The sequence below is a fragment of the Streptomyces sp. NPDC127114 genome (assembly GCF_042677525.1).
Classification (GTDB): domain Bacteria; phylum Actinomycetota; class Actinomycetes; order Streptomycetales; family Streptomycetaceae; genus Streptomyces.
This window is the reverse complement of record NZ_JBHXTJ010000038.1, coordinates 1-12,154: the sequence shown is the minus strand read 5'-3', so window position 1 is coordinate 12,154 and position 12,154 is coordinate 1. Positions and strand designations below refer to the sequence as shown.

Annotated in this window: 7 protein-coding genes; 4 read left to right on the top strand and 3 right to left on the bottom strand. The window is 73.5% G+C overall.

Going from position 1 to position 12,154, the window contains the following annotated elements; all coding sequences use genetic code 11:
• Positions 1-85 precede the first annotated feature (85 nt).
• The 4 genes from ACFVGS_RS29250 to ACFVGS_RS29235 all read left to right on the top strand — a co-directional run bounded on the left by ACFVGS_RS29250 (position 86) and on the right by ACFVGS_RS29235 (position 4,654).
• Positions 86-1,300, top strand: a complete 1,215-nt coding sequence (locus ACFVGS_RS29250; protein WP_384422406.1) for a globin domain-containing protein — start codon at positions 86-88, stop codon at positions 1,298-1,300.
• A complete protein-coding gene (locus ACFVGS_RS29245) occupies positions 1,297-2,106 on the top strand; it encodes a pyridoxamine 5'-phosphate oxidase family protein (protein ID WP_384422408.1) in 810 nt (269 codons plus the stop codon). The genes ACFVGS_RS29250 and ACFVGS_RS29245 overlap by 4 nt, the downstream gene beginning before the upstream one ends.
• Positions 2,107-2,255: 149 nt before the next feature.
• The gene (locus tag ACFVGS_RS29240) at positions 2,256-2,816 is read left to right on the top strand and encodes a hypothetical protein (RefSeq protein WP_384422409.1); all 561 of its coding nucleotides are present in this window, start codon (positions 2,256-2,258) and stop codon (positions 2,814-2,816) included.
• A gap of 131 nt (positions 2,817-2,947) precedes the next feature.
• Entirely contained in the window at positions 2,948-4,654 is a 1,707-nt protein-coding gene (locus tag ACFVGS_RS29235) for a long-chain fatty acid--CoA ligase (RefSeq protein ID WP_385694597.1), read from the top strand.
• A 269-nt stretch (positions 4,655-4,923) separates the two neighbouring features.
• Here ACFVGS_RS29235 and ACFVGS_RS29230 read toward each other — a convergent pair whose 3' ends face one another.
• The 3 genes from ACFVGS_RS29230 to ACFVGS_RS29220 all read right to left on the bottom strand — a co-directional run.
• Entirely contained in the window at positions 4,924-5,379 is a 456-nt protein-coding gene (locus tag ACFVGS_RS29230; protein WP_385694594.1) for a hypothetical protein, read from the bottom strand.
• Positions 5,376-6,455 (bottom strand): flavin-containing monooxygenase, encoded by a 1,080-nt coding sequence (locus ACFVGS_RS29225; RefSeq protein ID WP_384422415.1) that lies wholly within the window; start codon positions 6,453-6,455, stop codon positions 5,376-5,378. Before ACFVGS_RS29225 ends, ACFVGS_RS29230 begins: the two co-directional genes overlap by 4 nt.
• A gap of 194 nt (positions 6,456-6,649) precedes the next feature.
• Positions 6,650-12,154, bottom strand: a 5,505-nt coding sequence (locus tag ACFVGS_RS29220; RefSeq protein ID WP_385694592.1) for an amino acid adenylation domain-containing protein, incomplete at its 5' end; no start/stop codon positions are given.

The window sequence follows — 12,154 nt, the reverse complement described above, 5'->3', positions numbered from 1 at the left end:
GTCTGCCCGGTTCACTCACCCGGGTGAACGAGCGGGGGACTTCGCACGGCAAGACGACCGAGGACGTTCGAGGCGAGGCACACGGATGGATGGTCCGCACACCACGTCGGCCGGCGGCGGTCGTGAAGGAGGCTGGTTCGGCCACGGCCCGACGCGGCCCGACGCCGCCGAGGACACGTCCGACAGCGGGCTCCTGCGCCGCACGATGGCCGAGATCGAGCCGGTCGCCGACAAGGCGATCTCGTACTTCTACGCCCTGCTGTTCCTCCGCCACCCCGAGGTGCGGGAGCTCTTCCCCGCGGCGATGGACACCCAGCGCGACCGGCTCTTCAAGGCGCTGCTCGCGGCGGCGACCCACGCGGACGACCCCGCCACCCTGACCGCCTACCTGACCCGCCTCGGCTGCGGACACCGGAAGTACGGGACGCTGCCCGAGCACTACCCGGCCGTCGGCGAGGCGCTCATCGGCGCACTGGCCCGGTACGCCCCGCGCACCTGGGGGCCGCGGACGGAGGCGGCGTGGGTGGGCGCGTACACCACCGTCTCCCAGATCATGATCGACGCGGCGGCGGCCGACGAGCTGCGCGCCCCCGCCTGGTGGCACGCGGAGGTGGTCGCGCACGAGCGGCGGACACCGGACATCGCGGTCGTCACGGTCAGGCCAGACCAGCCGTACCCCTTCCTCGCCGGCCAGTACACCGCCCTCGAGACGCCCTGGTGGCCGCGGATCTGGCGGCACTACTCCTTCGCCTCCGCGCCCCGCCCGGACGGACTGCTCTCCTTCCACGTGAAGGCCGTCCCGGCCGGCTGGGTGTCGAACGCGCTCGTCCACCGTGCCCGTCCCGGTGACGTGCTCCGCCTCGGCCCGCCCACGGGCTCCATGACCGTGGACCACAGCCGGGACAGCGCCCTGCTGTGCCTCGGCGGCGGCACCGGCATCGCCCCCATCAAGGCCCTGGTCGAGGACGTGGCCCGGCACGGCCGCCGGCGGACCGTCGACGTGTTCTACGGCGCCCGCCGGGGCCACGACCTGTACGACATCGACACCATGCTGCGCCTCCAGCAGTCGCACCCGTGGCTCTCGGTCCATCCCGTCGTCGACGACGACGCGGCCGGGCTGCCCACCGGCGGTCTGCCGCAGGCCGTGCGCACCTCGGGCCCCTGGGACGCGCACGACGCCTACCTGTCCGGCCCGCCCGGTCTGATCCGGCGCGGTGTCGACGCCCTCGTCGGCATCGGCATCCCGGCCGGGCGCATCCGACACGACTCCCTCGAAGAACTGGCCGGGGCAAGGAATTGAGCACCTTCGAAGAGACCGGGCACCGGTACGACCACCCGCCCGTGCGCACCACCCGCCCGGGCAGCGACGGCGAACACCTCGTCCAGCGGCGCATGGACAGCACCGAACGCGCCGACCGGTTCTACGCCGACCAGGTCCTCGACCGGCTCAACGCCCGGATGCGGGAGTTCGTGGCGGAGCAGGAGATGTTCTTCCTGGCCACCGCCGACCGGCACGGCGAGTGCGACAACACCTTCCGCGCCGGACCGGCGGGCTTCCTCCACGTCCTCGACGACACGACGCTCGCCTACCCCGAGTACCGCGGCAACGGCGTCCACGCGAGCCTGGGCAACATCGAGGAGAACCCGCACGTCGGCATCCTCATGGTGGACTTCCTGCGGCACCGGATCGGCCTGCACGTCAACGGGCGGGCGCGGGTCGTGGCCGACGAGGAGATGCGCCGCACCCGGCACGGCCTCGGGACCGATCCCGTACCCGGCCGCCGGGCCCTGGTGTGGGTGGAGATCACCGTAGAGGAGGCGTACGTCCACTGCGCCAAGCACATCCCGCACCTCCAGAAGGCCCCCGCGCGCGGCGCCGGCCGTCCGTGGGGCACGGACGACGCCAGGCGCAAGGGCGGCGACTTCTTCGGCGCCGCCGCCGAGTCGCCGCTGCGGGGCCCCTTCCTGCCGCCACCGCGCGCCGACGCGGCGACCTGGCGGGCGGAGGCCGAACGGATGCTGGCGAGGGCCGAACGGCACGGACGCGGCACGGCCGCGGACAACCGGGCGTTCAGCGGCTGGTTCAGCCGGACCCCGACCGCCTGAGGCTCACGGCCGGCCGGCGCGGCGAAACGGAACCACGTCAATCGGCCGAATGGCTCGACGGAAGCGCTTCCGGTGGGCAAAACTGTCCCCAACTGGCCGAAGAACGGGCCCAGTTGCACATCTTCTGTCGATGTACGGGGGGATTCGAGATGGCAGGAACCGGCTACAGATGGTCGGCGCGCGTCGCGGGCGTGGTCGCGGCGGCGGTACTGGTCACGGGCGGCACGGCGGGCGTCACCTTCGCCGCCGACACCACCGGCACGGACGTCCGCGCCGAGACCGCCTGGCTGCCCACGGTCGAGATCGACAACAACTTCGCCGTGGTCGCGACCCCGCACCCGGACACCGTGGGCTGCAACGGCTACAAGGTGACCGGCTCGGGCACCTCCCTCGGCAAGCCGCTCAGCAACGGCGGCACCTGGACCCAGGTCGAGACGGCGTGCAAGGCCACCATCCCCGGCAAGTGGGACATCAAGGGGACGGGGACGATCACGGAGCCCAACGGCGACAAGCTCACCATCAGCTACAGCCTCACGGCGCCGGTGACCTCGGACACCATGGTCTACCCGACGGGCACGTTCACCATCACAGGAAGCACCGGGAACTACGCGTTCGCGAGGGGCAGCGGCCAGATGAGCGCCAGGGTCAACATGCTGGACCACGACCACGTCAGCAGCAGGCTGGTGGGCGACATCGAGTACCTGGGCTGATCACGCGCCCTGTGGGAACAGCGGCAGGTGACGGCATGCTTCCGTCACCCGCCGTCGAAGCCGGCTCCGCCATCGGGGCCGGCTTCGTCCTTCCTCCACTCCTTCCCCCGCACCTCCAAGGGAGCCGCACCATGAAGAGCACGATGCAGGACCGCGAGCTGCTCGTCCGCGACATCCTCACGCACGGGCAACGCGTCTACGCGGACAGCCGGGTGGTGCGATGTGCCGACGGGCCGACCGCCCGCTCCTTACAGTCCTTCGCTGAAATCGCCCACCAGGCCGAGCAACTGGCCGCCGCCCTCGTCCGGTTGGGCGTACGGCCCGGGGAACGCGTCGCCACCCTCGCGTGGAACACGCCCGAGCACCTGGTGGCCTACCTCGCCGTGCCGAGCATGGGCGCGGTGCTGCACACCCTCAACCTCCGCCTGCACCAGGACCAGTTGGGCTACATCGTCGAGCACGCCGAGGACGCCTTCCTGCTGGTCGACGCGACCCTGCTCCCCATGCTCGCCCCGATCCGGGACCGGCTGGGCAGCGTGCGCCACCTGGTCGTCATCGGCGACGCGCCGGACGCGGACCCGGGCACGGACCCGGTCCGGCACCTCGACCTGCCCGGGCACATCGCCGTCCACCGCTGGGACGAACTGCTCGCGGCCGAGCGCCCCGGCTTCATCTGGCCCGACCTGGACGAGCGGGAAGCGGCGGCGCTCTGCTACACGACCGGCACCACCGGCAACCCCAAGGGCGTCGCCTACAGCCACCGTTCGATCATCCTGCACACGCTCGGCGTCTCGGCCAGCGCAGGCTTCGCGATGCACGACGGCGACCGCGTCCTGCCGATCGTGCCCATGTTCCACGCCAACGCCTGGGGCTGGCCGTACGCCGCGTGGATGGCGGGCTCCGACCTGATCATGAACGGCCGGCTGCTGCACACCGAGGACCTGACCCGCGTCATCAACGAGGAGCGGCCCACCGCCGTGGCCGCGATCTGCACGATCTGGAACAGCCTCGTGCACCACGGCGAGCGGCACCCGCTGGACCTGAGCAGCGTACGGCTCGCCGGCTGCGGCGGCGCGACCCCGCCGCGCGCCCTGCTCCAGCGGCTCAAGGACCGCTACGGCGTCCGACTGAAGCAGGGCTGGGGCCTGACCGAGACCAGCCCTCTCGCCACCTTCGCGGTCCCGCCGCACGGCACCCCGGACGAGGACGAGGTCGACTGGCTGGCCAAGAGCGGCCGGCTGATGCCCTTCGTCGAGGCCCGGCTGATCGCGGAGGACGGCAGCGAGCAGCCCTGGGACGGGACCTCCGTGGGCGAACTGGAGCTGCGCGGGCCGTGGGTCACCGGCTCCTACTTCCACACCGAGGACTCACCGGAGAAGTTCCACGACGGCTGGCTGCGCACCGGCGACCTGGGAGTGATCGAGCCGGGCGGCTGGGTGGTGGTCAGCGACCGGCTCAAGGACGGCATCAAGAGCGGCGGCGAGTGGATCTCCACCATCGAGCTCGAGAACGCGATCATCGAGCACCCCGCGGTCCTCGAGGTGACCGTGGTCGGCGTGCCCGACCCGCGCTGGGAGGAACGCCCGCTCGCGTGCGTGTCGCTGGTGCCGGGCGCCGAGGCCGACGGCGACGGCCTGCGGGAGTTCCTGGCCGGGCGGGTCGCCCGCTGGTGGGTGCCGGAACGCTGGTCCTTCGTGGACGCGGTGCCCAAGACCAGCGTCGGCAAGTACGACAAGAAGGCGGTGCGGGCCCTGTACGCGGAGGGCGCGCTGGACGTCTGGGTCCCGGGCGGTGCTGACCCGCAGAGCCCGACGACGTCCGGACCGGCCGAGGCCTGACCGACGCCGGAGGCGCGGGCGACGGCCCGGGCCGCCGGGGTCGCCCGGGGCGGCAGGGAGCCCGGCTCCCGGGGCGGCAGGGAGCCCGGCTCCCGGGGCCGCGGGGCGCGCGGGCCCGCCGGGCCCGCCTGCGGGCCCCGGTCGCCCAGCGGCATCCACCCGCGCGGCCCCGGTCGCCCAGCGGCATCCGCCCGGTCGCCCCGCTTCACGCGAAGGCGCCCCGGGAGCACCCGGATCACCGGGGCTCCGGGGCGCCTGGCCCGTCGTTCTCAGGACTGCGTCAGGCGTGCCGCCGCCTCGGCGAGCAGGTCCCGCTGCTCGTCCGGGCCGAGGCCCAGCTCCCGTACCATCCGCAGCGTCAGCACCAGGCGGGCCTGGACTGTCGTCTGCGGGTCCGGCTCGCCGGGCGGCGTCGTGTCGCCGCTCAGGCCGGCGGCGATCAGCTCGGCGAGGAAGGCCGGGTCGAAGTCCTCCGCGCCGGCCTCCAGCGAACCGAGGAAGCCGGCGACGTAACCGTCGATCTCCTCCGGTGACGCGCCCTGCGGGAAGCGGCGGCGGGCGGCGATCCCGAACCCGGCGCCGACCGCCCGCCCGAAGTGCGGGTCGGCCGGGTCGAGCGCGCCGCCCTTCTGCGCGAAGCCGATGAAGTCGAACGCCAGGAGCGCGCCCAGGACGTCGAGTTCGGCGGCGACGGAAGCGCTGACGTGGGTGGTGGTGTCGGTCATGACGGCTCGCCTTCTGCCGTGGGGGAAACGGTCGGGGTGCCCTGGGCGGCGAGGATCGCCGCCGCGACGTGTTCGGCGTCCCGGCCGACGAAGCCGATCAGCGCCGAACCGCGCGTACGCATCCGGTACAGGCCCAGGTAGTAGCTGCCGGGCACCGCACCCACGCCCTCGGTCTGCCGGGGCTGCCCCTCCTCGTCGAGCATCTCCGGGTCGAGCCAGCTCCAGTCGGTGCGGTAGCCGGTCGCCCACACCACCGCCGACGGCTTGACGCGCTCGCCGTCCGCGACCAGCAGCTCGGCACCCTCGGCGCCGGTGATCCGGCCCACCGTCCGCAGCTCGCCCGCCGCCAGGAGCTCGGGCACCCGGTCGCCGACGACCGGGTCGGGCGCCTGCATGTTCACCGGCAGGCTCATCACGCCGAGGACGCTCATCCACCAGAACATGTCCCGGCCGACGACCGTCTGCGGCAGGGGCGGCGAGACGGCCTCGCTGCAGCTGAGCACCACGTCGTGCGTACCGGCAAGCTCCACGGCTATCTGCCGGCCGGAGTTGCCGTCGCCGACCACGACCACCGTGCCCGGCGGCACCTGCGCGGGGCCGCGGTAGTCGCTGGTGTGCAGGGTGCGCACGTCCGGGCTCAGCGCGGCGGCGAACTCCGGAAGCCGCGGGACGCCGAACGCGCCGGTCGCGATCACGACCTGACCGGCCCGGCACTCGCCGTGCGCGGTGGTCAGGACGTAGCCGTCACCGTCCCGGCGCAGCGACAGCACCCGGTGGCCGGTCAGCACCGGCAGCTCGAACCGCTCGGCGTAGTCCCGCAGGTACGCCACGACCTCGTCCTTGCCGGGGTAGTGCGCGCCCTCGCCGGGGAAGGGCAGGCCCGGCAGTCCGGAGAACTGCGCGGACGTGAACAGCTTCAGCGAGTCCCAGCGCCGCTCCCAGCTCTCGCCCACCTCGTCGCCCGCGTCGAGCAGCACGCACCGCACGCCGGCCTGCCGCAGGTAGTAGCCGACGGCGAGCCCGGACTGGCCCGCTCCGATGACCGCGACCGGCACCTCGGCCGGCAACGCGCTCATCGGCCCGCTCCGGCGCTGTTCCGGTCGGCCTGATCAATTCGCATACCGCATGTCCTCACTTCGTGGACCTGGATCCCGCCGGAACCGCAGGGCCGGTCCGGGGTGGACCGGCCGGGGCCGCCTGCGCGGCGGACCCGGCCGGTTCGGTTCGGTTGACGTCGGGCCGGCCGGCCCTCGGACCGGCCGACGTCACGTCAGTGGGCGTCGAGCGCCCGGCGCAGCTCGCCGGCGAGCACGCGCAGCCGCTCGCCGCGCATCACCGAGTAGTGGTCGCCCGGCACGTCGACCAGGGTGGCGTCGCCGGAGAAGTACTCCATCCAGCGGGCCGCCGTCTCGACCGTCGCACCGCCGTCCGCCGCCCGCAGCGACAGCACCCGGCCGGCGAAGCCGCTGGGCCTGTGGCGCAGCAGCGCCCGGTAGTTGCTCCGGAACCGGTCCACGATCGCGCTCAGCGTCCCGAGGTCGATGTCCTCGGACAGCGCGCCCGCGGCACGGGCCTCGGAGTGCAGCACCTCCACCGGCGGACGTCCGTCGAACACCTCCGGCGCCGGCTCCCACTCCACTCCGGCCAGACCCGCCAGGTCCCGGGCGAACCACGACAGCAGCACCTCGTCGGAGACGGGCTCGCCCTCCGCCGGACCGGGCTCCACCATCAGGTCGACCACGGCCAGCAGGTCCACCTCGGCACCGGCCGCGGTGAGCTGGGCCGCCATCTCCAGGGCGATCACACCGCCCATCGACCAGCCGCCGAGCCGGTACGGGCCCTCCGGCAGCGCCTCGCGGACCGCGGCCACGTAGTGCGCGGCCATCTCCTCGACGCTGCACAGCTCCGCGTCCGGCAGCTGCAGCGCGTAGAACGGCTGCTCCTCACCGAGGAGTTCGGCGAGCTCCGCGTAGCAGAGCACGTCACCGCCGACCGGGTGCACGAACACCAGCGGAGTCCGCGAGCCGCTGGTGCGCACCGGCACCAGCGCCCTGCGGCCCTCCTCGTCACCGGCCTCCCGGACTGCCTGCGCGAGCAGTTCGATCGTCGGCCGGGCGAAGAGGCTGGACAGCGGCAGGCTGCGGCCCAGACCTCGGGCGATCCGGGCCATCAGGCGCACCGCGAGCAACGAGTCGCCGCCGAGCTCGAAGAAGCTCGCCGTCACCCCGATCTCGGTCACGCCGAAGAACTCCGCCCAGATCTCCGCGAGCCGGCGCTCCACCTCGTCGCGCGGGGCGACGAAGCCGGAGCCCTCGGCCGCGACCTCATCGGGCGCGGGCAGCGCCGCCCGGTTGACCTTCCCGTTGTCGCTGAGCGGCAGCTCGTCCAGGACGAGGATGCGCTGCGGCACCAGATGCTGCGGGACGACCTGCCGCAGCGCCTCGGAGATCTCCTGCTCGGTGTCCTCGCGGCCCTCGTCCAGGACCACGTAGGCGATGAGGCGCTTCGGCCCGTGCTGCTCGCCCGCCGCGACCACGGCCGCGGCCCGGACGCCCTCGCACTGGGTGAGGGCGGCCTCGACCTCGCCGAGCTCGATGCGGTAGCCGCCGATCTTCACCTGGGAGTCCTGCCGGCCGAGGAACTCGATGGTGCCGTCCGGCAGATAGCGCCCCAGGTCACCGGTGCGGTAGAGGCGCTCACCGGTCACCGGGTGGTGCAGGAAGGCCGCGCTGGTCTTGGCCTCGTCGTTCAGATAGCCGCGGGCCAGACCGACACCGGCGATGTAGAGGTCGCCCGGCACCCACACGGGGCAGTGCCGCATCGCGCCGTCGAGCACGTGGAAGCGCTGGTTACGCATCGGGCTGCCGTACGGGATGCTCACCCAGTCGTCCTGGACCTCGCCGATCGGGTGCAGGATCGACCAGATCGACGCCTCGGTGGCACCGCCGAGGCTCCACAGCTCGGCCTCCGGAAGCAGCAGCCGGATCCGGCCCGGCAGGGTCACCGGGATCCAGTCCCCGCTCATCATGACCAGCCGCACCGGCAGCCCGGTCAGCCCGTTCGCGAGGGCGTGCTCGGTGAACATCTCCATCAGCGCGGGCACGCTGTTCCAGATGGTCACCCCGTGCTCGGTGACGAGCTCCGCCCAGCGGGCGGGCTCGCGGTGTGCCGCGGGCTCGGGCAGCACCAGGGCGCCGCCCACCGACAGCAGTCCGAAGACGTCGTACACCGACAGGTCGAAGTTCATCGCGGACAGTCCGAGGGCCCGGTCCGCCGCGGTGACGTGGTAGCGCTCGTTGAGGTCGACGATCGTGTTCAGAGCGGCGCCGTGCTCGATCATCACGCCCTTGGGCAGTCCGGTCGAACCCGACGTGAAGATCACGTAGGCGAGGTCGCCCGGCGTGGCTCCGGACGGGCCGAGCGGACGCTCGTCACCCTTGTCGTCGGCCCGCACCACGATCCTGGCCACGTCCTGCGGCCAGTCCGCCGACCCGTCCACCCACGGCTGGGTGACGACACGGCCGATCCCGGCGCTGTCCAGCAGCACGTGCAGCCGCTCGGCCGGCACCCGCGCGTCGATCGGCACGTACGCCGCCCCGGCCCGCAGGATGCCGAGGGCCGCCACGACCTGCTCCCAGCCCTTGTCCATGACGATCGCCACCAGGTCGCCGGGACCGGCTCCCAGGTCGCGCAGCCGGTGCGCCACCTCGTTCGACCTGCGGTCCAGGTCCGCGTACGTGAGGCTCAGCGCCTGCGTGAGGACCGCGGGCGCGTCGGGCGTGGCCGCGGCCTGCGCGAGCACCGCGTCGTGCAGCAGCCCGTCCGGCACCGGACCGTCGGTCGCGTTGGCGGCCGCGCGCACGGCCAGGTCGGCCGCCGGCGTCAGTACGGGCCTCGGCCGCTGCCAGGCCGCCGCGTCGCGGCACAGCTCCCGCAGCAGACCCTGGTACGCGGCGAACATGGCGTCGACGCAGCCCTCGGGGAACAGCTCCTCGATGACGTCCCAGTTCAGGACGAGTTCACCAGCCTCCTCGACCGCCTGGTGGTCGAGCCACACCTGCGGGGTGCGGACCGAGCTGCTGACCTGACGGCCGTTCTCGCCGAGCCCGCCCAGGTACTGCACGACTCCGCGCCGCTCGGTGTCCTGCTGGCCGGCGAAGTTCACCAGGCTGGTGAAGACGACCGGCGCGGACGCCCGCATCGAGGAGCCACGGGCCCGGTTCAGCTCCCGCAGCACCTGCACACCGCTGACCTGGCTGTGCTCCATGTCGCTCCACAGCTGGCTCTGCACGTCCGCGGCGCGGGTGGCGAAGGTGTCGTCCGCCCTGTCGCGGATCTCCAGCATCAGGGTCGTGGAGAAGTTGCCGATGACGTCGCCGACCTGCGGGTGCAGCGGCTGCCGGTTGAAGTACAGCAGGTTCAGCGAGAAGTGGGGCGTGGCGCTCCACTCGGCGATCACCTGCGAGTACGCGGTGCACAGGGCCGCCGACGGGCTGATCCCCGCCGCCGCCGCGTGCTCCTTGAACCGGTCCCAGTCCTCCTTCGCCAGCGTCGCGCCGCGATGGGTGAACACCGGCCGCTCCAGGCTCGACGGGCTCACGGCCAGCGGCAGCTGGGGCGCGCCCGGCAGGGTGTCGAAGCGGTCCCGCCAGTAGGCGAGCGCCCGGTCGTACTCGGGTCCGGTCTCCAGGGCGCGGGCCTGCCGCACGTAGTCCCGGTAGCGCAGCGTCAGTTCGGGCAGCGTCTCGCCGCGGTAGTGCGCGGCCCACTCCTTGAACAGGATCGACGTGCTGAAACCGTCGATGATCAGGGCGTCGAAGCCGGCGTGCAGCCGGATCGCGCGGTCGTCGGTCCGGGTCACGCGCACGTCGAACAGCGGCCAGCGTGCCGTGTCGAAGACCTGGTGGCGCATCTCCTCGTGGACGGCGGTCAGCGCGGCCTCGCGCCCTGCCTCGTCCAGGCCGGAGACGTCGGTCTCGCGGATCACGTACGCCGGGACCTCGCGCAGCACGCGCTGCTCGCCCTCGGCGGTGAAGACGGCCCGCAGCTGGTCGTGACGCTCGATCATCGCCCGGAAGGACGCGCCGAGCCGGTCCAGGTCCACGTTCTCCAGGTCGATCTCGATCTGGAAGTACGTGGAGGTGTTGCCGAGTTCGAAGGCGTCGCCGCGACCCACGAGGTAGGCCTGCTGGAGGTCGGTCAGGCCGAAGGGCTCGTAGCGGTCGGCGTCGTCGGCCGGGGTCCCGGCCTCGGCCGCCGCCTGAGCCTTGGTCCCGGTCTCGGCCTCTGCCGCCGCTCCGGCCTGGCTCTCGGCGCCGGCGTCGGCCTCGACCTCCGCCTCGGCCTTGCTCTCGGCCTCGGCTCCGGCGCCGAGGGCGGTGAGGATGTCCTCGGCGATGTCGTCGGCGCAACGGCCGTTGAGGAACGCCGTCATCGGCAGCTGGACCTCGAACTCACGGTTCAGCGTCGTCCGGATCTTCATCGCGATCAGCGAGTCCAGTCCGAGCGCCTGCAGTGACTGCCGGGCGTCGAACCGGGCCGCCGGGGTGCCGAGGGCCTGCGCGACGGTCCGGGCCACCCGGTCCCGCACGGCCTCGGGTGCGACGACGGGCGACGCGGTCGGCGCAGGGGCGGGAGCCGCCTCGGGCGCGTCGGCCGGGGCCGTGGGGGCCACCGGGGACGCCGGCACGGCGACCTGCCGGCGCTGCTCGGGCACTGCCGTGGTCACGGGCCCGGCGGCGGGCGCCGGCGCGCCCGCAGGCTGGGCCGCGGGGCGGGTCAGGGCGGGGGCGAAGCGGACGCCGTCGGCCTCCGCCGCCAGCCGGCCGTTCGCGCCGACGAGCCGGATACGCGCCCGGGTGCCGTCCTCGAACAGCTCGGCGTGACATCGCAGCCCGTCCCGCAGGTCGCCGCGGTCGTAGTGGACGAAGCGCTCGAGACCGACCGGCACGAGGGCCGGACCGTCCATGGGGAAGCAGGCCAGCGCGGTCTGGAACATCGCGTCGACCAGGCCCGGGTGGATCCGGTAGGACTCCGCCTCGCCGGGCGTCGCGGACCGGATCTCGGCCGTGGCCTCGCCCCGGCCGAGCCTGATCCGCTCCACCCAGCGAGCGGCGGAACCGAGGTACATCGCACGCTGCCACAGCAGCCGGTACAGCTCGTCGCCGGTCAGCTCGCGGCCCGACCCGACGGTCGCCAGGGTCACCGTGGGCGCGGCGGACGCGCCCGGCCGGACCCGGCCCTGCGCGTGCAGCTGCCAGGCGCCGGACCGGTCCTGCGCGTAGTGACGGAACCGGCCGTCGTCGACGACCAGCTGGGCGGCCCGCTCGCCGCCGGACGCCGGCTCCCCGGCGCCGAGGGGTTCGAGCACCAGGTCGACGGGCAGCTCCAGGTCCTCGACGGACACCGGACCCGGTCCGGCGATCTCGGTGACCGCCTCGATCACCGACTCCAGGAACACACCGGCGCTGACCACCGGCCGTCCGCCGACCACGAAGTCACCCAGGCAGGGGTGCGCGGTCGGGTCGAGCCGCGGGGCGAACTGCGCCTGCGCGAGCGGCGACGACGGCAGCCGTACGCCCACCAGGCTGACGGGCTCGGCCGGCTGCGGAGCCGGCAGCACGTCGACGCGCGGGGCGCTGTGCCGGCCGGCGGTCTCCGCCTCGAGCCAGTAGTGCTGACGCTGGAAGGGGTAGGAGGGCAGCTCGACGGTGCGGGCGCGGTAGGGCTGGAGGAGCGTGGGCCAGTCGACGGTGACGCCGTGGCTCCAGGCCTG